Genomic DNA, 22,338 nt, shown 5'->3' on the forward strand with positions numbered 1-22,338 from the left:
CATGCGCCTGCTCGCGGTGTTGATCAGCGCTGTGTTGCTGTGCTGCCAGTCGGTGCAGGCGCAGGTCCGCAGCTATGACGAAATGATCGCTGCCGGGGAGCTGAAAGTGGCGGTCTACAAAGACTTCGCCCCCTACAGTTTCGACGACGCCGGCCAACCCCGTGGCGTCGATGTCGACCTCGCCGAGGCGCTGGCAAAAGCGCTTGGTGTGCGCCTGACGCTGATCTGGGCGCCCGCCGGCGAGAAGCTCGACGACGACCTGCGCGACTACATCTGGCGCGCCAGTCCGTTGCACGATCTGCAACTGGCGGACCTGATGATGCGCGTGCCCTATGACCAGGATTACGCGCGCAAACGCAACGAACTGGGCGAACTGGAAAACAGCCATGTGGTGATGTTCGGTCCGTATCAGAACGAACAATGGCAAGTCGCCTATGACCGTCGTCGACTGGAATCGGTGGCCAGCGTTGCCGTGTTCGAGCATCACCCGATCGGCGTCGAGGTCGACAGTGTGCCGTCGTTCTACCTGACCTCGGTGTTCAACGGCATGCTCGCCGGCAAAACCCATCACTATCCCGGCGTGCCCCAGGCATTCGCGGCGATGAAGGCTGGGGAAGTCGACGCGGTCATGGCCATGCGCGGCGAGATCGACTGGCAGGTTCATGAAGCCGCCGACCCGCAAGTGGCGCTGGCGGAAAACGCCTACCCGAACATGGGCAAGCAACTCTGGGAAATCGGCATGGCCGTGCACGAGAGCAACCGGCAATTGGCCTATGCCGTGGAAGAGGCGCTGGAAGCCTTGATCCGCGAGGGTTCGGTGAAAGCCATTTATGCCCGTTATGGCCTGCGCTATGACGTCCCGGAGATGTATCAACAGTGAACTGGCGCGCGTGTTGTCTGTTGGCCTGTTGGCTACCCTTGGCCGCGCACGCGGCAGACATCGCGCCGGGTAAAGACCCGGTGCCGTCGGTGATGTGGGCCTTCTATCACAAGCAGATGCTTGGCGACGCGCCGTTCGTGTTTGATGAGCGGGTCAGGTTGCTGGCGCCGCCGTTCGCCGAAGATGCCCGGCAAGTGCCGCTGGAAATCGACGCCCGAGCGTTCAAGGGCGAGGTGGTGAAAATCCTCGCCTGGGCCGAGCTCAATCCTTTGCCGAAGATTGTCGATTTCCAGCCGCTGGATCGGGTGTTGCCCTGGCTGTCGATCCGCATTCGTGTCGAACAAGCCACCCCGCTGCGCGCGGCCGTCCTGACTCGCGACGGTGTGTGGCATGTCGGCTCGACCCTGATCGATGCGGCGGGCGGCGGATGCACGGCGCCGAGCGTGGTGCGCACCCAGCCGGGCTGGGAAGAGCACATCGGCGAAGTGCTTGGCGGACGTTATCCCCGTGGCGAATTCAGCCGCTTGCGTTTGCAGGTGGCGCACCCGATGGATAACGGCATGGTCGGCGGTATCCCGGAATTCTTCATCAACCATGCCGAGCTGCGGGATCAGAACGATCAAGTGCTGGCCCGCCTCGAACTGTTTCCCGCCGTCAGCGAAAACCCCAACCTGGCCTTCGACATCGAAGGGGCAGGGCAGACGCGCCTGTTGCTGCGCGACAACAGCGGCAACGAATTTGATGCGGCCATACCCTGACTCAAAGGAGCGCGTGATGCGCTGGATGCTGCTGTTGTTCATCAGCCTGAGCCTTCCGGCGTTGGCCGAACTCGACTATTCACTCAAGCCCCGGCAGATCGCCGCCGACACCTGGCTGCTGGAAGGCAGTACCGACAATTTTGCCAAGACCAACGGTGGCAACATCGTCAACACCGCGTTCATCGTCACCGAACGCGGCGTGGTGGTGATCGACACCGGGCCGTCCAGGCGATACGGCGAAGCGATGCGCAAAGCCATTGCCGCGACCACCGACAAACCGGTGATCCAGGTGTTGCTGACCCATCATCATCCCGATCATGTGCTGGGCAATCAGGCCTTCAGCGATGTGCCGATCGGCGCGCTCGCGGGCACCTGTGAGTTGTTGAAACAGCAGGGCGACGCCATGGCCGAGAACATGTATCGGCTGGTGGGCGACTGGATGCGGGGCACCGAAGTGGTGTTGCCGACCGAGACGCTGACGCCCGGCGTGCGAAATTTTGGGGATCACGATCTGCGCCTGCTGAGCCTGGGTGGGCATACCGGCGCGGATCTGGCTATTCTCGACCAGCAAACCGGCGTGCTGTTTGCCGGGGATCTGGTGTTTTACCAGCGGGCGCTGACCACGCCCAACAGTCCGGGGTTGTCGGTGTGGCTGGCGGACATCGCCACGCTTCAGGGGTTGGCGTGGACGCTTATCGTCCCCGGTCACGGCCCGATCTCCACGGATGCAAAACCGTTCGAACAAATGCGTGACTACCTCGGCTGGCTCGACCAGTTGATGCGCGAGGGTGCGGCCGACGGCAGCGACATGGCCGAGATGATCCGCAGCCCGATTCCCGAACGCTTCGCCGGGATCAGCCTGAGTCGCTACGAACTGATCCGCAGCGTCAGCCATCTCTATCCGCGCTACGAGCGCACACAAATGAAACGCGTTGACTCCACCACCAACCAACGCTGATCCATTGTGGGAGCGAGCCTGCTCGCGATAGCGGTCTGTCTGTCACATTGATGCTGAATGTGCGGCCGCCTTCGCGAGCAGGCTCGCTCCCACAGGGGATGTGTGTTGGTCAATAACACCCGACCCTGTACTAAGGAACTAGCAATCTCAGCACTGCGGGCAATTGTTGCAAGGGCGGCGGCGCCCAAGAATCTGCACCAGACCGGGAAAATTTCCCGGGTATAACAATAACCGCAGAGGCAGCCGTCATGACCCAACCCGCACGTCGCCAACCCTTCGTCTTGAGCCTGTTGCTCAGTGCCATGCTGTTGTCCGGCACCGCATTGGCCGCCGTCACCGACCAGGACATTCTCCAGGACCCCAAGAACCCGGAGCAGGTCGTCACCAACGGTCTGGGCGTCCAGGGTCAACGCTACAGCCCGCTCGACACCCTCAACGTCAACAACGTGAAAGACTTGCGGCCGGTCTGGGCCTTCTCCTTCGGCGGTGAAAAACAACGCGGTCAGCAAGCGCAACCGATGATCAAGGACGGCGTGATGTACATGACCGGCTCCTACTCGCGGGTGTTTGCGGTGGATGCGCGCACCGGCAAGAAACTCTGGCAATACGATGCGCGTCTGCCCGATGACATCCGCCCGTGCTGTGACGTGATCAACCGGGGCGTGGCGCTGTATGGCGACCTGGTGATTTTCGGCACCCTCGACGCCAAGCTCGTGGCCCTGAACAAAGACACCGGCAAAGTGGTGTGGAGCAAGAAAGTCGCCGACCACAAGGAAGGTTATTCGATCAGCGCCGCGCCGCTGGTGATCAACGGCAAACTGATTACCGGCGTGGCGGGTGGCGAGTTCGGCGTGGTGGGCAAGATCGAAGCCTACGACCCGAAAAACGGTGATCTGTTGTGGACCCGACCCACCGTCGAGGGCCACATGGGCTACGTCTACAAGGACGGCAAAGCGGTAGAGAACGGCATCTCCGGTGGCGAAGCAGGCAAGACCTGGCCGGGCGATCTGTGGAAAACCGGCGGCGCCGCCCCTTGGCTCGGCGGCTACTACGACCCGGAAACCAATCTGCTGCTGTTCGGCACCGGCAACCCGGCGCCGTGGAACTCGCACCTGCGTCCTGGCGACAACCTTTACTCCTCGTCACGCCTGGCGCTGAACCCGGACGACGGCACCATCAAATGGCACTTCCAGAGCACGCCCCACGACGGCTGGGACTATGACGGCGTGAACGAACTGGTGTCGTTCAACTACAGCGAAGGCGGCAAAGAAATCAAAGCCGCCGCGACTGCGGACCGCAACGGTTTCTTCTACGTACTGGATCGCACCAACGGCAAGTTCATTCGCGGCTTCCCCTTCGTCGACAAGATCACCTGGGCCACTGGCCTCGATAAACAAGGCCGACCGATCTACAACGAAGCCAGCCGTCCGGGCGCACCGGGCACCGAAGCCAAGGGCAGTTCGGTGTTCGTCGCCCCGGCGTTCCTCGGCGCGAAAAACTGGATGCCGATGGCCTACAACAAGGACACCGGGTTGTTCTACGTACCGTCCAACGAGTGGGGCATGGACATCTGGAACGAAGGCATCGCCTACAAGAAAGGCGCGGCGTTCCTCGGTGCCGGTTTCACCATCAAGCCCTTGAACGAAGACTACATCGGCGTGCTGCGCGCCATCGACCCGAAAACCGGCAAGGAAGTCTGGCGTCACAAGAACTTCGCGCCGCTGTGGGGCGGGGTGCTGACCACCAAGGGCAACCTGGTGTTCACCGGCACGCCGGAAGGTTTCCTCCAGGCATTCAATGCCAAGACCGGTGAGAAAGTCTGGGAATTCCAGACCGGCTCCGGCGTACTGGGCTCGCCGGTGACCTGGGAAATGGACGGCGAGCAGTACGTTTCGGTGCTGTCCGGTTGGGGCGGCGCGGTTCCGCTGTGGGGCGGTGAAGTGGCCAAGCGCGTGAAGGACTTCAACCAGGGCGGCATGCTCTGGACCTTCAAGTTGCCGAAAGACCTGGTGGCCAAGCACTAACCTCAAATCCACCACATAACCCCTGTGGGAGCGAGCCTGCTCGCGATAGCGGCTTCACATTCAACACATTGGTTGACTGACGCACCGCCTTCGCGAGCAAGCCCGCTCCCACATTGGGATTTGTGTGAAACCTACTACCAAATAACGAGAGCCCCCCCTGCCAACGGCGCATTCGTCTGGCACGCGGGGCTCTCTACTATCGGTTCATCGCCTGTTTGCCCGACAGGCATCGACCCAGACAGAGGCCCATCATGATCTACGCACAACCCGGAACACCCGGCGCCGTCGTTTCCTTCAAACCGCGCTACGGCAACTTCATCGGCGGCGAGTTCGTCGCACCGGTCAATGGCGAGTACTTCACCAACACCTCGCCGGTAACCGGTGAAGTGATCGCCGAGTTCCCGCGCTCCAGCGCCGCCGACATCGAAAGGGCGCTCGACGCCGCCCACGCCGCTGCCGATGCCTGGGGCAAAACCTCGGCCCAGGACCGCTCGCTGGTGCTGCTGAAAATCGCCGATCGCATCGAACAAAACCTCGAAATCCTTGCCGTCACCGAAACCTGGGACAACGGCAAGGCCGTGCGCGAAACCCTCAACGCCGACGTGCCGCTGGCCGCCGACCACTTCCGTTACTTCGCCGGTTGCATCCGTGCACAGGAAGGCGGCGCCGCCGAAATCAACGAGCTGACCACTGCCTATCATTTTCACGAGCCATTGGGCGTGGTCGGGCAGATCATCCCGTGGAACTTTCCGCTGCTGATGGCCGCGTGGAAACTCGCCCCGGCCTTGGCGGCCGGCAACTGCATCGTGCTCAAGCCTGCCGAGCAGACACCGCTGTCGATCATGGTCTTCGCCGAACTGATCGCCGACTTGCTGCCGGCTGGCGTGTTGAACATCGTGCAAGGTTTCGGTCGCGAAGCCGGTGAAGCGCTGGCCACCAGCAAACGTATCGCCAAGATCGCCTTCACCGGCTCCACTCCGGTGGGCGCGCACATCATGCATTGCGCCGCCGAGAACATTATTCCGAGCACCGTCGAACTGGGCGGCAAGTCGCCGAACATCTTCTTCGAAGACATCATGAACGCCGAGCCACAGTTCATCGAGAAAGCCGCCGAAGGCCTGGTGCTCGCCTTCTTCAACCAGGGCGAAGTCTGCACCTGCCCGTCGCGTGCGCTGGTGCAAGAGTCGATCTACGAACCGTTCATGGCCGAGGTGATGAAGAAGATCGTCAAGATCAAACGCGGCAACCCGCTGGACACCGACACCATGGTCGGCGCCCAGGCGTCCGAGCAGCAATACGACAAGATTCTCTCGTACCTGAAAATTGCCCAGGAGGAGGGCGCCGAGCTGCTCACCGGCGGCGCGGCGGAACGTCTTGAAGGCGACTTGTCGAGCGGCTATTACATCCAGCCGACCCTGCTCAAGGGCCACAACAAGATGCGCGTGTTCCAGGAAGAAATCTTCGGGCCGGTGGTGGGCATCACCACGTTCAAGGACGAAGCCGAAGCCCTGGCGATTGCCAACGACAGCGAGTTCGGCCTCGGTGCCGGCCTGTGGACCCGCGACATCAACCGCGCGTACCGCATGGGCCGGGCGATCAAGGCCGGGCGCGTCTGGACCAACTGCTACCACCTGTACCCGGCGCATGCCGCGTTCGGTGGCTACAAGAAATCCGGTGTCGGCCGTGAGAACCACAAGATGATGCTCGACCATTATCAGCAGACCAAAAACCTGCTGGTGAGCTACGACATCAATCCGCTGGGGTTCTTCTAACCTCGCGCGAAACCGTGTGATGGCTTTCGCGGGCAAGCCTCGCTCCTACAGGTCAGGTGATCTGTAGGAGCGAGGCTTGCCCGTGAATGGCCGTGTCTGACACCCCGAAACACCCCCTACCAACGCACCCCACAACCTCCTTCGAAAGTAGCATTCGGGCGCCTGCCGCCCCGTGCATTAATGGCTCTACCGGAATCGTCCGGCACAAGAAGAGGAATGACCCATGTGGACTAAACCCGCGTTTACCGATCTGCGCATTGGCTTCGAAGTGACGATGTATTTCGCCAACCGCTGATCGTCCACCCGGCCAGCCGCTGCGTTGGCCGGGCCTGCCTTCTGGAGCATCGCCCCATGCACATTCGCGTTCTCGGTTCCGCCGCTGGCGGTGGTTTTCCGCAGTGGAACTGCAACTGTCGCCAGTGCGCCGGTATGCGCGATGGCAGCCTGCGCGCGCAACGTCGCACGCAATCCTCCATTGCCCTGAGCGACAACGGTGTGGACTGGGTGCTGTGCAACGCTTCCCCGGATATCCGCGCGCAACTCGAGAGTTTCGCGCCGTTGCAACCGGCACGCCGCTTGCGCGACACGGCCATTGCCGGCGTGGTCCTGATGGACAGCCAGATCGACCATTGCACCGGCCTGTTGAGCCTGCGCGAAGGCTGCCCGCATTCGGTGTGGTGCACCGAGCGGGTTCATGAAGACCTGAGCAGCGGCTTTCCATTGTTCACCATGCTCAAGCACTGGAATGGCGGTTTGCAGTGGCAACCGATCGGACTCGATCGCCAGCCGTTCAGCATCGCGGCCTGCGAACAGTTGCAGTTTCGGGCCATTCCACTGGTCAGCAATGCTCCGCCGTATTCACCGAATCGGGGCAACCCACAGCCAGGCGACACCATTGGCTTGTTCATCGAAGACCGGCGCACGGGCGCTTCGTTGTTCTATGCGCCGGGCCTCGGGCAAATCGATGACGAGGTGTTGAGCTGGATGCAGCGTGCCGATTGCCTGTTGCTGGATGGCACGTTGTGGCGCGATGACGAAATGCGCGTCTGTGAAGTCGGCCAGAGCCTGGGCAGCGAGATGGGGCATCTGCCGCAGAGTGGGGCGGGCGGCATGCTGGAGGTGTTGGAGGGTTTTACTCGTCAGCGCAAGGTGCTGATCCACATTAACAACACCAACCCGATCCTCGACGAAGACTCGGCTGAGCGGGCGTTGCTGGAGCGGCGGGGGATCGAGGTGGCTTATGACGGCATGGATATTGTGCTGTAGCGGATGACGCCTTCGCGGGCAAGCCTCGCTCCTACAGAGGTATCGCAAACTTCTGTAGGAGCGAGGCTTGCCCGCGAAGGCGCCAGACCAGACACCGCAAATCCTCCAGGAGACCTGCAATGACTGATACAGCGATGAACCCCACCGAATTCGAACAGGCCCTGCGCGCCAAAGGCGCGTACTACCACATCCATCACCCGTTCCACCAAGCCATGTACGCCGGTCGCGCCAGTCGCGAGCAGATTCAAGGCTGGGTCGCCAACCGCTTCTACTATCAGATCAACATTCCGCTCAAGGACGCCGCCATCCTCGCCAACTGCCCGGACCGCGACGTGCGCCGCGAATGGCTGCAACGGATTCTCGACCACGACGGCGTGCCTGGCAGCGAAGGCGGTATCGAAGCCTGGCTGCGGTTGGGCGAAGCGGTGGGCCTGGATCGTGAGCAGATTCTGTCCCAGGAGCTGGTATTGCCCGGCGTACGTTTCGCCGTGGACGCCTACGTCAATTTCGCCCGGCGCGCCTGCTGGCAGGAAGCGGCCAGCAGTTCACTGACCGAGCTGTTCGCCCCGCAGATCCACCAGTCGCGGCTCGACGCCTGGCCAGCGCATTACCCGTGGATCGACGTCGCCGGTTACGACTATTTCCGCACGCGCCTGAGTCAGGCCCGGCGCGATGTCGAGCACGGTTTGCGCATTACCCTGGCGCACTACGTCACCGTCGAAGCTCAGCAGCGGATGCTGGAAATCCTCCAGTTCAAGCTCGACGTGCTGTGGAGCATGCTCGACGCCATGAGCATGGCCTATGAGCTGGAACGCCCGCCGTATCACACGGTGACCAGCGAACGCGTCTGGCATCGGGGGATCGCCTTGTGAGCCCGATCAATCGTGCGCAGTCACCGGCATTGCGCCGGGGTTTTCGCCTGCAGTGGGAACCTCGTCAGGACTGCCATGTGCTGCTGTACCCCGAAGGCATGATCAAACTCAACGCCAGTGCCGGGCAGATTCTCGACCTGCTGGACGGTCAACGCAGTGTGGCGGCGATCATTGATTTGCTCTCCGCGAGTTTTCCCGGTGTGCCGGGGATCGACGAGGATGTGCTGGCGTTTCTGGAGGTGGCCCATGCTCAATTCTGGATCGAATGATGCGCCGCCGGGGCCACCGCTGTGGCTGCTGGCGGAGCTGACTTATCGCTGCCCGTTGCAATGCCCGTATTGCTCCAATCCACTGGATTTCGCGCAACAAGGCGCAGAGCTGAGCACTGACGAATGGATTCGCGTGTTCCGCGAGGCGCGCGCGATGGGCGCTGCGCAACTGGGGTTTTCCGGCGGTGAGCCGTTGGTGCGCCAGGACCTGGCGGAGCTGATAAAAGCCGCACGGGACATGGGTTACTACACCAACCTGATCACCTCGGGCATCGGCCTGACCGAGCAGAAAGTCCATGATTTCAAGGTCGCCGGGCTCGACCATATCCAGATCAGCTTCCAGGCGGCCGACGAAGCGGTCAACAACATGCTCGCCGGCTCGCGCAAGGCGTTCGCGCAGAAGCTCGCCATGGCCCGCGCGGTGAAAGCCCAGGGTTATCCGATGGTGCTGAATTTCGTCACCCACCGGCACAACATCGACCGCATCGACCGCATCATCGACTTGTGCCTGGAGCTGGAAGCGGATTTTGTCGAGCTCGCCACGTGTCAGTTTTATGGGTGGGCCGAGCTCAATCGCGTGGGCCTGTTACCGACCCGCGAGCAATTGCAGCGCGCCGAACGCATCACCAATGAATACCGCGAACGGCTTGAGGCGCAGGGCCATCCGTGCAAGTTGATCTTCGTCACCCCGGATTACTACGAAGAACGCCCCAAGACCTGCATGAACGGCTGGGCCAATCTGTTTCTCGACATCACCCCGGACGGCACGGCGTTACCCTGTCATAGCGCCCGGCAATTGCCGGTGACATTCCCCAATGTGCGCGAACACAGCATCGAGCACATCTGGAACGACTCCTTCGGTTTCAACCGCTTCCGTGGCGACGACTGGATGAAGGAACCATGCCGCTCCTGCGATGAAAAACACAAGGACCTGGGTGGCTGCCGCTGCCAGGCGTTCATGCTGACCGGCGATGCCGCCAATGCCGACCCGGTGTGCAGCAAGTCACCGCACCATGGCGTGATCCTCAAGGCTCGCGAGGAAGCCGATGCGCCGGGGCAGGGCATGGAACACCTGACCTTGCGCAATGAGAAGGCCTCCCGCTTGATCTACCGCGGATAACCCACCCTGCACACACCCCCTGTAGGAGCCGGCTTGCTGGCGATGGCGGCCGCACTGGCGACGCATAACTCGCGGGCCTCATCGCCAGCAAGCCGGCTCCTACAGGAGATCGTCAGTGAGTTTGGAATCTGACTACCCATTGGTCTGATTGCATTCACAGCCGGATGAGTTAGTGTGGTTCTTACCTTCCAAAACAATAAAAACAGGCTTTCCAATGAGCCAGAGTCTCAGCCAGCTGCGTAAATTCGTTTCGCCTGAAATCATCTTCGGTGCCGGTTGCCGGCACAACGTCGGCAACTATGCCAAGACCTTTGGCGCACGCAAGGTCCTGGTGGTCAGCGATCCCGGCGTCATTGCCGCCGGGTGGGTTGCCGATGTCGAGGCCAGCCTGCAGGCCCAGGGCATCGATTACTTTTTGTATAGCGACGTTTCGCCCAACCCGCGTGTCGAGGAAGTCATGCTCGGTGCCGAGTTGTACCGGGAAAACCATTGCGACGTGATCGTCGCCGTCGGTGGCGGCAGCCCGATGGATTGCGGCAAGGGCATCGGCATTGTCGTCGCTCACGGGCGCAGCATTCTCGAGTTCGAAGGGGTGGACACCATCAGCGTGCCCAGCCCGCCACTGATCCTGATCCCGACCACCGCCGGCACCTCGGCGGACGTCTCGCAATTCGTGATCATTTCCAACCAGCAAGAACGCATGAAATTCTCCATCGTCAGTAAAGCGGTGGTGCCGGACGTGTCGCTGATCGACCCGGAAACCACCCTGAGCATGGACCCGTTCCTGTCGGCCTGTACCGGCATCGACGCGTTGGTGCATGCCATCGAAGCCTTTGTTTCTACGGGACACGGGCCACTGACCGACCCCCATGCGCTGGAAGCCATGCGCCTGATCAACGGCAACCTGGTGCAAATGATCGCCAACCCGACGGACATCGCCCTGCGCGAGAAAATCATGCTCGGCAGCATGCAGGCCGGGCTGGCGTTCTCCAATGCGATCCTCGGCGCGGTGCACGCCATGTCTCACAGCCTCGGTGGCTTCCTCGATTTGCCCCATGGCCTGTGCAACGCGGTGTTGGTGGAGCACGTAGTGGCCTTCAATTACAGCTCGGCGCCGGAACGCTTCAAGGTGATTGCGGAGACGTTCGGCATCGATTGCCGTGGCCTCAATCACCGGCAGATCTGCGGGCGGCTGGTTGAACATCTGATCGCGTTGAAACACGCCATCGGCTTTCACGAAACCCTCGGCTTGCACGGCGTCAGCACGGCGGACATCCCGTTCCTGTCGCAACATGCCATGCACGACCCGTGCATCCTGACCAACCCGCGTGAATCCAGTCAGCGTGATGTCGAGGTCGTCTATGGCGAAGCCCTCTGACGAGCAACAGGCGGCGCTGGCCGGCTTGCTCGGATTGGGCAGCCATTCGGCGCGCAAGAGCCATTACCCGGAACTGGCCGCCCGCCTGGAAGACCTGGAAACCGAGCGCAATCGCTACAAGTGGTTGTTCGAGCACGCGGTCTACGGGATTTTCCAGGCCAGCCTCGACGGCGGCATGCGGGCAGCCAACACGGCGCTGGCACGCATGCTCGGCTATCAGGACCCGCAAGACGTGATGTTTTCCAAGGCAGACCTGGCCAGCCAGCTGTTCGTCGGCGGTGAGCAGGAGCTGGAAAACATCGGCGAGATCCTTCGGCATCAAGGCAGCCTGCATGGTTACGAAACCCAGTTGCGCCGCCAGGACGGCAGCAGCGTCGATGTGCTGATGAACCTGTTGCTCAGGCCCGATAAGGAACAACTGGTGGAGGGGTTTGTCGCCGACATCACCGAGCGCAAACAGGCCCAGCAACGGTTGCAACAGCTCAATGACGAACTGGAGCAACGCGTCACCGCACGCACCGACGAATTGCTCGAAGCCAACCGCAACCTGCAGCAGCAGATCACCCAGCGTAAACAGATCGCCGAAGCCTTGCGCGATGCCCGTGATGCCGCCGAGGCCGCCAACCGCAGCAAGGACAAATACCTCGCCGCCGCCAGTCATGACCTGCTGCAACCGCTGAACGCTGCGCGTTTGCTGATTTCGACCTTGCGTGAGCGCAAACTGCCGGACGTCGAACAGGTACTGGTCGAACGCACGCATCAGGCCCTGGAAGGGGCGGAAGATTTGCTCACCGATTTGCTGGACATCTCCCGGCTCGATCAAGCGGCGGTCAAACCGGATGTCGCGTTGTACCGCCTCGATGAATTGCTCGGGCCGTTGGTGTCGGAATTCCAGTCAGTGGCCGACGCGGCCGGGCTGCGCTTGCGTGTGCACATGGGCGATTACGCCATTCGCACCGACCTGCGCCTGATGACGCGCATCCTGCGCAATTTCCTCAGCAACGCCTGTCGCTATACCGACGAGGGCAGCATCCTGCTCGGCGCCCGGCGTCGCGGTGACAGGCTGCGTCTGGAAGTCTGGGACACCGGGCGCGGGATCCCGGCGGATCGCCTCGACTCGATCTTCCTTGAGTTCAATCAACTGGACGTCGGCCGTGCCGCCGACCGCAAAGGTGTGGGGCTGGGGTTGGCGATCGTCGAGCGCATTGCCAAGATTCTCGACTACCGGGTCCAGGTGCATTCGCTGCCGGGACGCGGCTCGATGTTCAGCATTGAGGTGCCGATTTCCCGTGAGGTTCCGTTACCCATCAGCCTCGCGGCGCCGCAGCCGGGCACGGGCAACCCGCTGCCGGGCCGGCGTTTGCTGGTGTTGGACAACGAGGTCAGCATTCTGCAAAGCATGAGCGCGCTGCTCGGGCAATGGGGCTGCGAAGTGGTCACCGCCACCGACGAGGCCTCGGCGCTGGCCGCGTTGCAGGGCCACGCGCCGGAGCTGATTCTGGCGGATTACCACCTCGATCATGGGGTGGTGGGGTGTGAGGTGGTCCGGCATTTGCGCGAGCATTTCAGCCAGACGATACCGGCGGTGATCATCACCGCCGACCGCACCGATCAGTGCCGCCGCTCCTTGCAGCGACTGGATGCGCCGTTGCTGAACAAACCGGTGAAACCCGGCAAGTTGCGTGCGGTGCTGAGTCAGCTGTTGGGGTAGGCGCGGTATTGCAGGCTGAAACCCAGCTCGGCGGATTGACCTTGTTCCAGCAGCACCAGTCCCGGCCGACCGGGCAAGTGGTGCGCATTGACTGGATGGCTCACCGGTTCGATGCAGAAAAAACCCAGGTCCACCGGGCAGTACAGCAGGAAGTAATCGCTGCCGCTGGCCTGGCATTCCAGTTCATAACCGAGGTCGGGTTGCTGGATCAGGCAATGGCCATCCCATTGGCAGAAACCGTTGTCGACCAGCGTGTCGGGCAGGGCCTTGAGCTGGCGAAAATCCCACTCGGCAGGCAAAGGACCGAGTCGGGTCGGCAGTTTCGAGGCGTCGCACCACCACACCTGCTCAGCCTTTGCCTGCAACCGAGTGCCGGCGGTACGCGGCAAGTACGGATGCAGCCCCAAACCATGCCACGCGGCGCGCTCGGCCAGATGCGTGACGTGCAACCCGATGCTCAGTTTGCCCTGGCTCAAATGAAAACGCTGCCGGGCGCGATAGGCGAACGGCCTGATGCTGTCGAGTTGCAGGACGACTTCATCACGGGTCTGCGAAACCACCTGCCACGGTTGTTGCCAGGCGCTGCCGTGAATCGGCAGGGGATCGGTGAGGCTGTTTGGCTCGAGCGCGAGCCAGCCGTCCGGGCGATCGAAACCACCGTCGGAAATGCGGTTGGACCATGGCACCAGCGGAAAACAGCCGAGCTTGCCCGGCAGACCGGTGTTCAGCGCGTGCGCGTCACTGTGGCGCAACAGCGGCTGGCCCGAACTGTTCACGGTCCAGTTGACGATGCTGCCACCGGTTTCGGGGGCGAGGGTGAGGTGGGTGAATTCGTCTTCGAGTTCGAGCAGTGTTGGCGTCATGGTGACCTGCGAAATCAATGAATGCGTGGACTATCCGTAGGAGCCAGGCTTGCCGGCGAAGGCGTATTTGAGATCGCCTTCGCCGGCAAGCCTGGCTCCTACAGGTACAGCGTTGTCTGGCGAATTCGATCAGTGGCTGAAAAGGGGTTCCGGCAAACCTTTAACGCCCGGATCAAGGGCGAATACACCGCCCGCCAGTGACTGTTCGTCATGTTCGTCGCCGGGGCGGATCGAGGTCACGAACAGGGTGTCCAGTCGACTGCCGCCGAAGGCGCACATGGTCGGCTTTTTCACCGGTACGGTGAGGGAGCGGTCCAGGCGTCCGTCGGGGGTGAAACGGTGAATCAGCCCGGCATCGTTGGCACAAATCCAATAGCAGCCTTCGGCATCCACGACAGCGCCATCGGGGCGACCGCAGAAGTGATTCATGTCGACGAACAGCCGACGGTTTGTCGGCGTACCGCTGTCGATGTCGTAATCGAAGGCCCAGATTTGCTGGGCCAAGGGATGCGAGTCAGACAGGTACATCGTGCGCCCGTCCGGGCTGAAGCCCAGGCCGTTGGGGACGATGAATCCTGACAGTAGCGCGTCGAGCGGCCCGCGCTGGCCGTCGGCGTAGCGATACAGCGCACCGTCGGCCGCGTTGGCGCCCATGTTCAACACCATGCTGCCGGCCCAGAAACGCCCCTGACGGTCGCAGCGACCATCGTTGAGGCGCATGTCGGTGCGCGGGTGATCGACGTGGGCCAGCAACTCACTGTCGAGGCTGCCGTCATTGTGCGGCTGGAGGCGGAAGAATCCGCTTTCCATCCCGCCGACCCAGCTGCCATCGCGGTGACGCGCGATGCAGGCGAGCATCTCCGGCGCCGTCCAGGCCTCGACATGCCCGGTTTCGGCGCTCCAGCGTTGCAGGCCCCCGGCGGGAATATCGACCCAGTACAGGGCGTTTTCTTCCGGGACCCAGACCGGGCTTTCACCGACCGTGTTGCGGGCATCGACAATCAATTCGGCTTGCATGGCAACTCATTCCCTGGGTTTTTGTTGTGGGGATCAAGTGAACAGCGCTGACTCAATCGCCGAACGGACCGGACGCGACAAACGCGCCACCCTGGTAAACCATCGCCGGGTCATCAGCGGCCGGCATCGGCTGGGCGTCGATTTTTGCACGGAACACTTCAGAGGTGTCCTGCGGTGCATAACCCAGCGCAGTGGCGTAGCGGTTGTCCCACCAAGTGTTCTTGTTGTCGGAAGCGCCATAGACCACGGTGTGGCCGACGTTCGGCGCGTAAAGGGAGCGTTCGATCAGTTGGGTCAGGTCGCCGAAGCTCAGCCAGGTGCTCATCATTCGGCGGTTTAGCGGTTCCGGGAACGAGGAGCCGATACGGATGCTGACGGTCTCGATGCCGTAGCGATCGAAGTAGAAGCTGGCCATGTCTTCGCCATAGGACTTGGACAAACCGTAGTAGCTGTCCGGGCGGCGAGGGGATCGGCCGTCAATCACTTCATCCTGTTTGTAGAAACCGATGACGTGGTTGGAACTGGCGAAAATCACCCGCTTGACGCCATGACGGCGCGCCGCTTCGTAGATGTGGAACACGCCGCAGATGTTGGCGCCGAGGATGTCTTCGAACGAATGCTCTGTCGACACGCCGCCGAAGTGCAGGATCGCGTCCACGCCTTCGACCAGGTGATGCACGGCTTGCTTGTCCGCGAGGTCGCAGGTCACGACTTCTTCGCGGTCATCAATGGCGGGGGCGATGTCGGCGATGTCCGACAGGCGAATGACCTTGGCGTAAGGGCGCAGGCGTTCGCGCAGCACTTTACCGAGGCCACCGGCGGCACCGGTCAGCAGCAGGCGATTGAAAGGGGCTTGGGAAGTGGTGGTCATGGAAGTTCCTGGGCGCGAAATTATTGTTGTTGAGTTCGTTGTAGGTTGTCGTACGACTGTGCCGAAGTATCGTTAGGGTTTCCGGGTCTTGTCAACGCAACTTTGGTTGAAAACGATAGAGGGTTAAGTGGCAAGAACGCTATCCCTTGTAGGAGCCGGCTTGCTGGCGATGCAGGCACCGCGGTGTATCAGCAAGACCGCGTCGTCTGGATCGCCAGCAAGCCGGCTCCTACAGGTTTTGGATCAGCCAGTGAACGTATTACAACAACGAAATCGGGTAGTTGATGATAATGCGGTTTTCATCGAACTCGTTGTTGCTGAAGTCTTTGCGAATGCTCGCGTTGCGCCATTTGACGTTGAGGTTCTTCAGCACGCCGCTCTGTATGGTGTAGGCCAGTTCCGATTCGCGGCCCCATTCCTTGCCGTCGGTGATGGCGCCGGTGTGCACGTTATCGCCGCTGATGTAGCGGTTCATCATCGTCAGGCCGGGAATGCCCAGGGCGACGAAGTTGTAGTCATGACGCAGTTGCCAGGATTTTTCCCTGGCGTTGTCGTAGCTGGAGTTGTAGCTGTCGTTGGCCAGGGTGCCGCCGCTGGTGCCGTTGACGCGCATCCAGGCATTGTCGCCGGTGAGCTTTTGCAGGCCGACGTAAAAGGTGTTGCCGCCGTATTTGGCAGACAGCATGGCGAACGTGGTTTTGTTGTCCAGGTCACCGGCCAGGGCACTGCCATCTTCCTTGCCGTTGAAGAAGCCGAGGTTGGCGCCGAGGGTCCAGTCGCCGATGGGTTGGCTGTGACTCAGGTTGAAATACTGCTGCTGATAAATGTCAGTGAGTTCCGCGTACCAGACGCCGACCTGCGTGCGCTTCTCGTTGAACAGGTATTCACCACCACCGAAGTTGAAACGATCCGAAGTGAACGCCGCTTTGCCGTTCATGGACATGTCTTCCATGCTCGCATCGTTGCGCGGGCTGTTCTGGCGGAACTGGCCGCCGTAGAGCGTCAGGCCGCTGATCTCGGTGGAGGTCACCTGGCCACCGCGGAAGGTTTGCGGCAGGGAGCGGCCGTCATCCGAACGCAGGACTGGCAGTATCGGCATCCATTCGCCGACCTTCAATTCGGTTTTCGAGATTTTGCCTTTGAGCGCCACCCCCATCCGGCCGAAGTTGTCGGCAGGGCGACCGTCATCGTGGATCGGCAGCAGTTGTGTACCGCCGGTGCCTTTGCCGCCATCGAGCTTCTGCGAGTACAGGCCCAGCACATCCACACCAAAACCGACCGGGCCTGGGGTGAATCCTGACTTGGCGTCGAGGATGAAGTTTTGCGTCCACTCTTCGGCCTTGCCTTGTGGGTAGGTCGGGTTGGTGAAGTTGCGGTTGATGTAGAAGTTGCGCAGGTTCAGCGTGGCCTTGGCGTCATCGACGAAACCTTCGGCGTGGCCGATCACAGGCATGGCGAGTACGGCCAGGCTGCTGCAACCGATCAGGCTCAGGGTATGCCGGCGTGCGAAGACAGGGCGAGAAGTGCGGATGGAGGAATTGCGGGCGAGTTTGCTCACTGTGACGTTCCCTGGGTGTTTGTTGTTTTTATTTTTGTCATACGTCGTCGTACAACATCAGGGCGATTATTTGCGAGTGTTTCAGGGTATGTCAATCAGAAGTTATACGATGACTTGGATGGCCCCACACGATCCTTGTAGGAGCCGGCTTGCTGGCGATGCAGGCACCGCGGTGTATCAGGAAGACCGCGTCGCCTGGATCGCCAGCAAGCCGGCTCCTACAAAAACGGTGTTTATCCGGTAATCATCGGGGGCATGGTGCCCAGGAGGGAAACTGCCGCCACCGCGCCGATCCCCAGCAGCCACTCCATAATCACGCTGGTTTTGAGCGTCGCCATGCGCTGCTCGCAATCCTTGATCCGCTGCCGATTGAACAGCGCCAACCCCAGCATCGCACTCACCAGCAGCACCTTGATCAGCAGAATCAACGCAAACCCGGACAGCAACGGGGTCGGCCAGAACTGCCCGGTCAGCACCCGTACATTGATCAGCCCGGTGATTACCAGTCCCGCCACCAGCGCATAACCGACGCCGCTGAAGCGTTGCAGTATTTCGCGGACAGCATGGCCAGCCGGTTGCCGCAGGATCATCACCAGCAGCAACAACCCACCGAGCCAGGCCCCGACGCAGGTCAGGTGAATGATTTGATTGAGGATCAGCAACTGGCCGCTGAGGCCATCGAGCATCGCGCCGTGACCGACCGGCGCCAACGTCGCCAGCAGCAGGCCGCCGAGGACCAGGCGCAAGGGCAGGCTGGCGTGAAGCGGCGTCAGCAGCACAACCATCAGCAAACCATTGAGCAGCAGATGCCAGCGCCAGACCTGGCCGAAAAACGTATTGCCCAGCACCAGGCGCAAGGTCGACGGATCGAACGCTGCCTCCCACGCGCCGGCCATGCTGACGGTGATCAGCAGCAGCCAGGCGATGCCGCTGACCAATGCGACCGAGGCGAGCCAGCGGCTGACTCGCGCCAGCGTTTTGTCCAGCAACGCCTCATGACCCAACAGCAGCGGCCTGAATACCCAGACCCCGAACAGCATCAGCACCACGGTGAAATGCAGGAAGCGGCACAGCACCATCGCGCTCGTCATGAATTACTGGCCAACCTTGAAGCTGTAGGCGCCTTCGCTTTTGTGGGTATCGACCGACACCGCATGCCATTCGACTTTGTAGACGCCCGCCGCCAGTGGCGCAGCCGGGGTCACGACCAGGGTTTTTTTATCGCTGCCTTCGGTGGCCAGGCTTTTCACCTCAACGTTGGCGCCGTCCTTGCTGATCGTGACTTTGGTGAATGCCGCTTCGACACCTTCGGAGAACACCAGGCGCAATTCCGACGGTGCACTGACGGTGCTGTCGGCAGCCGGCGTCTGGCTTTTCAGATGGGCATGGGCAAACACCGACGAAGCGGCGAGCAGCGAGCCGAGCAGGGCGGCGGCGGTCAGGGTTTTCTTGAAAAGCATCGTGGATACCTCAGAGGCAGGTTCGAAGAAGGGCGACAGTTTAACTGCGAGCGTGAGCGGGCGGGTGTACGAAGTTTCGTTTTCCGCTGTCGCCGCGATGTAGGGCGGATGCTAGTCTTGAGCAACGCTGTTGTCAGGGAGCCCTCATGGGCAATCACAAGATCGAGATTCGCCGCAGTAACGTCGAAAAAATTCTGCTCGGGGCCGAAAAGGTCTTTGCCGAAAAAGGTTTTGGCGGCACCGCCATGGCGGACATCGCCGCCGAAGTGCAACTGCCGCGCTCCAATCTGCATTACTACTTCAGCACCAAGACCGAGCTCTACAGCGCCGTGCTGTTCGATTTGCTTGAAGTGTGGAAGCAGGATGCGCTGTGCTTCGAGATGTTCGATGACCCGCGCGTGGTGCTCAGCAGCTACATCCGCGCCAAGATGAACCACTCGCGCAGCCGGCCTTACGGTTCGAAAGTCTGGGCCAACGAAATCATCCACGGCGCGCCGACGCTGGGTGAGAAACTCGACGCCAGCCTGTACGACTGGGCCAAGATGAAAGAAGCGAAAATTCGCCAGTGGGTGGACGACAAACGCATCCTGCCGGTGGAGCCTTCCAGCCTGCTGTACATGATCTGGGCGTCGACTCAGCATTACGCCGACTTTGATCATCAGGTGAATATTCTGAACGATCACCAGCCGCTGTCGGACATGCAGTTCGAGCGGGCGGTGCAGACGGTGACGAGCGTGATTTTGCGGGGGATCGGGTTGGAGCCCTGATATCTCGGGTGTTGCTGATGGCCTCTTCGCGGGCAAGCCTCGCTCCTACAGGTACCGCGCTGTACCTGTAGGAGCGAGGCTTGCCCGCGAAGGCGTCAGACCAGACAGCGCATCACTCAAACGGCGACATGGTACGGATTCCTCGGATCATGATTCCAATCCAGAAACGGCTTGCCGTTCTCCATCGGCACCATCTCGATGCAGTCCTGCACCGGGCAAGTGATCTGGCACAAATTGCAGCCCACACACTCGTCATCGATCACTTCATATTTGTGCGTCCCATCCGCCTGCCTGAGGCTGGCCACCGCCTGGTGCGAGGTGTCTTCGCAAGCGATATGGCAGCGACCGCAACCGATACACGCCTCCTGGTCAATTTTCGCGATCACCTGATAGTTGATGTCCAGGTACTTCCAGTCCGTGGTATTGCCCACCGCGCGCCCGGAAAATTCCGACACGCTGGCGTAGCCCTGACTGTCCATCCAGCGTGACAAACCGTCCTTCATGTCCTCGACAATCCGGAAACCATGCAGCATCGCCGCCGTGCACACCTGCACCGAGCCGCTGCCCAGCGCGATGAATTCCGCCGCGTCGCGCCAGTTGCCGATGCCACCAATACCGGAGATCGGCAAGCCTTGAGTCTGCGGGTCGCGTGCAATCTCGGCGACCATGTTCAACGCAATCGGCTTCACCGCCGAGCCGCAATAACCACCGTGAGTGCTTTGGCTGCCGACGATGGGGTTGGCGACCATGCGTTCCAGGTTAACGCTGGTGATCGAGTTGATCGTGTTGATCAGCGACACCGCATCGGCACCGCCGCGATGGGCCGCGCGGGCGGCGACGCGGATGTCGGTGATGTTCGGTGTGAGCTTGACGATTACCGGCAGCGAGCAATACGTCTTGCACCAGCGGGTGACCTGCTCGACATACTCCGGCACCTGACCGACCGCCGCGCCCATGCCCCGTTCCGGCATGCCGTGAGGGCAGCCGAAGTTCAGCTCGATGCCGTCGGCGCCGGTGGCTTCCACCAGCGGCAGGATGTGTTTCCAGGATTCTTCGACGCAGGGCACCATCAGCGACACGATCAAGGCGCGGTCCGGCCAATCCTTTTTCACCTGGGTGATTTCCCGCAGGTTGATCTCCAGCGAGCGGTCGGTGATCAGCTCGATGTTATTGAAGCCCAGCACTTCACGGTTGGCGCCGAAATGCGCCGAGTAGCGCGACGACACGTTGACCGCCGCCGGGTCTTCACCCAGGGTTTTCCAGACCACGCCACCCCAGCCGGCCTCAAAGGCGCGCACCACGTTGTAAGCCTTGTCAGTCGGCGGCGCAGAGGCCAGCCAGAACGGGTTGGGGGATTTGATGCCGGCGAAGACAATCGAAAGATCGGCCATTTACGCAGCCTCCACGTTGAGCATCAATTGAGCGTTGATCGCCTCGGCAGCCAGCTTGCCGTGCTGCACGGCTTGCACGGTGAGGTCCTGATCGAGGCTGGTGCAGTCGCCGCCGGCATACACGCCGGGGATGCTGGTGCGCAGCTGTTCATCGACGGCAATCCGATCGCCCTGACGCTTGAGTTCACGGGCCAGCGGGTCGCTGAGGGCGCTTGAGTCAAAGGCCTGGCCGATGGCTTTGAAGATCGCATCGGCGACCAGTTCGAAGGTTTCGCCGGTGGTTTGCAGGCGACCTTCCACCAACTGTGTGCGGGCGAAGCGCATGCCGCGCACGTGGCCTTGAGCATCGAGCAACACTTCTTCGGGTTGCGCCCACGTCAGCAAGCGCACCTGATTGGATTTGGCGATGTCTTGTTCGTGGTGGGTGGCGCCCATGTCCTCGACACCACGGCGGTACACCAGATTCACGTCATGCGCGCCGAGGCGGGCCATTTGCACGGCCATGTCGATGGCGGTGTTGCCGGCGCCGAGGACGATGCAGTGGTCGGCCAAAGGCAGTTGTGTCAGGTCATCGGCCTGGCGTAACTCGCGGATGTACTCGGTGGCGGCGAGCAGGCCGGGTGCGTCCTCGTGATTCAGTCCAAGCTGTTTGCTGGCATTGAGACCGAGGCCGAGGAACACCGCGTCGAATTGCTGATGCAGGTCACTCAAGGTCAGGTTTTCACCGAGCTTTTGCCCGTGACGGATTTCGATGCCACCGATCTGCAACAGGAAATCCAGCTCCTTCTGTGCGTAATCGTCCACCAGTTTGTACTTGGCGATTCCGTACTCGTTGAGGCCGCCAGCCTTTTCCCGTGCTTCGAAAATCACCACGTCATGCCCGTGCATCGCACTGCGATGAGCGCAGGACAAACCGGCCGGACCGGCCCCTACCACCGCGATGCGTTTGCCGGTTGCAGCCGCGCGCGGGAAGGGGTGTTCGCTAAAGTGCGCATTGTCCACGGCGTAACGTTGCAAGAGGCCGATCAAGACGGGCGCGCATTCATGGTCGTTGTTGCGCACACACGCTTGCTGGCAGAGGATTTCGGTCGGACAGACCCGGGCGCAACTGCCGCCGAGGATGTTCGCCGAGAGGATTTTCTGCGCCGCGCCTTGCACGTTGTCCTGATGGATATTGCGGATGAACGAGGGAATGTCGATGTCGCTCGGACAGGCGTTCACGCACGGCGCGTCGTAGCAATACAGGCAGCGCGAGGCTTCCAGGTGCGCCTGGCGATCGTTGAGCGGCGGCGCCAGATCGGTGAAGTGGCCGGCGAGGGCGGCCGCATTCTCAACGGGATGCGGGAGGTGGGTCAGGGTCTTGATCACGGTGTTGGCCTCACGGTTATTTGAGGTAACTGCCT

At 61.5% G+C, this 22,338-nt stretch carries 21 protein-coding genes; 13 read left to right on the top strand and 8 right to left on the bottom strand.

All coding sequences use genetic code 11. The annotated features are described in order from the left end of the window. Position 1 precedes the first annotated feature (1 nt). From IB245_RS09870 to IB245_RS09925, 12 genes are all read left to right on the top strand, one after another. Complete coding sequence (locus tag IB245_RS09870; protein WP_192227442.1) at positions 2-880, top strand: substrate-binding periplasmic protein; 879 nt, start codon at positions 2-4, stop codon at positions 878-880. Further along, a complete protein-coding gene (locus tag IB245_RS09875) occupies positions 877-1,638 on the top strand; it encodes a quinoprotein dehydrogenase-associated SoxYZ-like carrier (RefSeq protein ID WP_192227443.1) in 762 nt (253 codons plus the stop codon). The genes IB245_RS09870 and IB245_RS09875 overlap by 4 nt, the downstream gene beginning before the upstream one ends. Positions 1,639-1,654: 16 nt before the next feature. Beyond that, positions 1,655-2,596 carry a quinoprotein relay system zinc metallohydrolase 1 gene (locus IB245_RS09880; protein WP_192227444.1) on the top strand — a complete coding sequence of 314 codons (942 nt, stop codon included), beginning with the start codon at positions 1,655-1,657 and terminating at the stop codon, positions 2,594-2,596. 248 nt (positions 2,597-2,844) lie between these two features. Then, complete coding sequence (locus tag IB245_RS09885; RefSeq protein ID WP_008024869.1) at positions 2,845-4,620, top strand: PQQ-dependent methanol/ethanol family dehydrogenase; 1,776 nt, start codon at positions 2,845-2,847, stop codon at positions 4,618-4,620. A 251-nt stretch (positions 4,621-4,871) separates the two neighbouring features. Then, positions 4,872-6,392 carry an aldehyde dehydrogenase family protein gene (locus IB245_RS09890; protein WP_008024867.1) on the top strand — a complete coding sequence of 507 codons (1,521 nt, stop codon included), beginning with the start codon at positions 4,872-4,874 and terminating at the stop codon, positions 6,390-6,392. A gap of 223 nt (positions 6,393-6,615) precedes the next feature. Further along, positions 6,616-6,687 carry a pyrroloquinoline quinone precursor peptide PqqA gene (gene pqqA, locus IB245_RS09895; RefSeq protein ID WP_003253598.1) on the top strand — a complete coding sequence of 24 codons (72 nt, stop codon included), beginning with the start codon at positions 6,616-6,618 and terminating at the stop codon, positions 6,685-6,687. Between the two features lie 56 nt (positions 6,688-6,743). Continuing rightward, the gene (pqqB, locus tag IB245_RS09900; RefSeq protein WP_192227445.1) at positions 6,744-7,658 is read left to right on the top strand and encodes a pyrroloquinoline quinone biosynthesis protein PqqB; all 915 of its coding nucleotides are present in this window, start codon (positions 6,744-6,746) and stop codon (positions 7,656-7,658) included. A gap of 119 nt (positions 7,659-7,777) precedes the next feature. After that, a complete protein-coding gene (pqqC, locus tag IB245_RS09905) occupies positions 7,778-8,530 on the top strand; it encodes a pyrroloquinoline-quinone synthase PqqC (protein ID WP_192227446.1) in 753 nt (250 codons plus the stop codon). Then, the gene (gene pqqD / locus IB245_RS09910) at positions 8,527-8,799 is read left to right on the top strand and encodes a pyrroloquinoline quinone biosynthesis peptide chaperone PqqD (protein ID WP_008024861.1); all 273 of its coding nucleotides are present in this window, start codon (positions 8,527-8,529) and stop codon (positions 8,797-8,799) included. Before pqqC ends, pqqD begins: the two co-directional genes overlap by 4 nt. Further along, complete coding sequence (pqqE, locus tag IB245_RS09915; RefSeq protein ID WP_192227447.1) at positions 8,777-9,919, top strand: pyrroloquinoline quinone biosynthesis protein PqqE; 1,143 nt, start codon at positions 8,777-8,779, stop codon at positions 9,917-9,919. Before pqqD ends, pqqE begins: the two co-directional genes overlap by 23 nt. 214 nt (positions 9,920-10,133) lie before the next feature. Continuing rightward, on the top strand, positions 10,134-11,297 hold the full coding sequence (gene ercA, locus IB245_RS09920) for an alcohol dehydrogenase-like regulatory protein ErcA (RefSeq protein WP_008024858.1): 1,164 nt from the start codon (positions 10,134-10,136) through the stop codon (positions 11,295-11,297). Then, positions 11,281-13,008, top strand: a complete 1,728-nt coding sequence (locus IB245_RS09925) for a NahK/ErcS family hybrid sensor histidine kinase/response regulator (RefSeq protein ID WP_008036767.1) — start codon at positions 11,281-11,283, stop codon at positions 13,006-13,008. Before ercA ends, IB245_RS09925 begins: the two co-directional genes overlap by 17 nt. On the opposite strand, the gene IB245_RS09930 is transcribed toward IB245_RS09925, so the two are convergent. From IB245_RS09930 to copC, 6 genes are all read right to left on the bottom strand, one after another. Continuing rightward, a complete protein-coding gene (locus tag IB245_RS09930; protein WP_192227448.1) occupies positions 12,993-13,871 on the bottom strand; it encodes an aldose 1-epimerase in 879 nt (292 codons plus the stop codon). The genes IB245_RS09925 and IB245_RS09930 overlap by 16 nt on opposite strands. 129 nt (positions 13,872-14,000) lie before the next feature. Continuing rightward, complete coding sequence (locus IB245_RS09935; protein WP_192227449.1) at positions 14,001-14,888, bottom strand: SMP-30/gluconolactonase/LRE family protein; 888 nt, start codon at positions 14,886-14,888, stop codon at positions 14,001-14,003. A gap of 52 nt (positions 14,889-14,940) precedes the next feature. After that, entirely contained in the window at positions 14,941-15,759 is an 819-nt protein-coding gene (locus IB245_RS09940) for an NAD-dependent epimerase/dehydratase family protein (RefSeq protein ID WP_192227450.1), read from the bottom strand. 259 nt (positions 15,760-16,018) lie between these two features. Next, positions 16,019-17,317, bottom strand: a complete 1,299-nt coding sequence (locus IB245_RS09945; RefSeq protein WP_192227451.1) for an OprD family porin — start codon at positions 17,315-17,317, stop codon at positions 16,019-16,021. Between the two features lie 233 nt (positions 17,318-17,550). Continuing rightward, the gene (gene copD, locus IB245_RS09950; protein WP_192227452.1) at positions 17,551-18,408 is read right to left on the bottom strand and encodes a copper homeostasis membrane protein CopD; all 858 of its coding nucleotides are present in this window, start codon (positions 18,406-18,408) and stop codon (positions 17,551-17,553) included. A gap of 3 nt (positions 18,409-18,411) precedes the next feature. Next, the gene (gene copC, locus IB245_RS09955) at positions 18,412-18,777 is read right to left on the bottom strand and encodes a copper homeostasis periplasmic binding protein CopC (protein WP_192227453.1); all 366 of its coding nucleotides are present in this window, start codon (positions 18,775-18,777) and stop codon (positions 18,412-18,414) included. Positions 18,778-18,923: 146 nt separating this feature from the next. Here copC and IB245_RS09960 point away from each other — a divergent pair, with 146 nt between their 5' ends. Then, complete coding sequence (locus IB245_RS09960) at positions 18,924-19,544, top strand: TetR/AcrR family transcriptional regulator (RefSeq protein ID WP_008024841.1); 621 nt, start codon at positions 18,924-18,926, stop codon at positions 19,542-19,544. A 116-nt stretch (positions 19,545-19,660) separates the two neighbouring features. On the opposite strand, the gene preA is transcribed toward IB245_RS09960, so the two are convergent. Next, entirely contained in the window at positions 19,661-20,935 is a 1,275-nt protein-coding gene (gene preA / locus IB245_RS09965; protein WP_192227454.1) for an NAD-dependent dihydropyrimidine dehydrogenase subunit PreA, read from the bottom strand. Then, positions 20,936-22,303 (bottom strand): NAD(P)-dependent oxidoreductase, encoded by a 1,368-nt coding sequence (locus IB245_RS09970; protein WP_192227455.1) that lies wholly within the window; start codon positions 22,301-22,303, stop codon positions 20,936-20,938. Positions 22,304-22,338 lie beyond the last annotated feature (35 nt).

This window comes from Pseudomonas sp. PDM02 (assembly GCF_014852285.1).
In the GTDB taxonomy this organism is placed as follows: Bacteria; Pseudomonadota; Gammaproteobacteria; order Pseudomonadales; family Pseudomonadaceae; genus Aquipseudomonas; species Aquipseudomonas migulae.

Coding starts and splice junctions, on each gene's coding strand:
- pqqE (WP_192227447.1), top strand. CDS start 8,777: ATGCTCAATTCTGGATCGAATGATGCGCCGCCGGGGCCACCGCTGTGG.
- IB245_RS09925 (WP_008036767.1), top strand. CDS start 11,281: ATGGCGAAGCCCTCTGACGAGCAACAGGCGGCGCTGGCCGGCTTGCTC.
- IB245_RS09935 (WP_192227449.1), bottom strand. CDS start 14,888: ATGCAAGCCGAATTGATTGTCGATGCCCGCAACACGGTCGGTGAAAGC.
- copD (WP_192227452.1), bottom strand. CDS start 18,408: ATGACGAGCGCGATGGTGCTGTGCCGCTTCCTGCATTTCACCGTGGTG.
- IB245_RS09880 (WP_192227444.1), top strand. CDS start 1,655: ATGCGCTGGATGCTGCTGTTGTTCATCAGCCTGAGCCTTCCGGCGTTG.
- IB245_RS09885 (WP_008024869.1), top strand. CDS start 2,845: ATGACCCAACCCGCACGTCGCCAACCCTTCGTCTTGAGCCTGTTGCTC.
- copC (WP_192227453.1), bottom strand. CDS start 18,777: ATGCTTTTCAAGAAAACCCTGACCGCCGCCGCCCTGCTCGGCTCGCTG.
- IB245_RS09940 (WP_192227450.1), bottom strand. CDS start 15,759: ATGACCACCACTTCCCAAGCCCCTTTCAATCGCCTGCTGCTGACCGGT.
- pqqC (WP_192227446.1), top strand. CDS start 7,778: ATGACTGATACAGCGATGAACCCCACCGAATTCGAACAGGCCCTGCGC.
- pqqB (WP_192227445.1), top strand. CDS start 6,744: ATGCACATTCGCGTTCTCGGTTCCGCCGCTGGCGGTGGTTTTCCGCAG.
- IB245_RS09930 (WP_192227448.1), bottom strand. CDS start 13,871: ATGACGCCAACACTGCTCGAACTCGAAGACGAATTCACCCACCTCACC.
- IB245_RS09890 (WP_008024867.1), top strand. CDS start 4,872: ATGATCTACGCACAACCCGGAACACCCGGCGCCGTCGTTTCCTTCAAA.
- IB245_RS09870 (WP_192227442.1), top strand. CDS start 2: ATGCGCCTGCTCGCGGTGTTGATCAGCGCTGTGTTGCTGTGCTGCCAG.
- ercA (WP_008024858.1), top strand. CDS start 10,134: ATGAGCCAGAGTCTCAGCCAGCTGCGTAAATTCGTTTCGCCTGAAATC.
- preA (WP_192227454.1), bottom strand. CDS start 20,935: ATGGCCGATCTTTCGATTGTCTTCGCCGGCATCAAATCCCCCAACCCG.
- IB245_RS09960 (WP_008024841.1), top strand. CDS start 18,924: ATGGGCAATCACAAGATCGAGATTCGCCGCAGTAACGTCGAAAAAATT.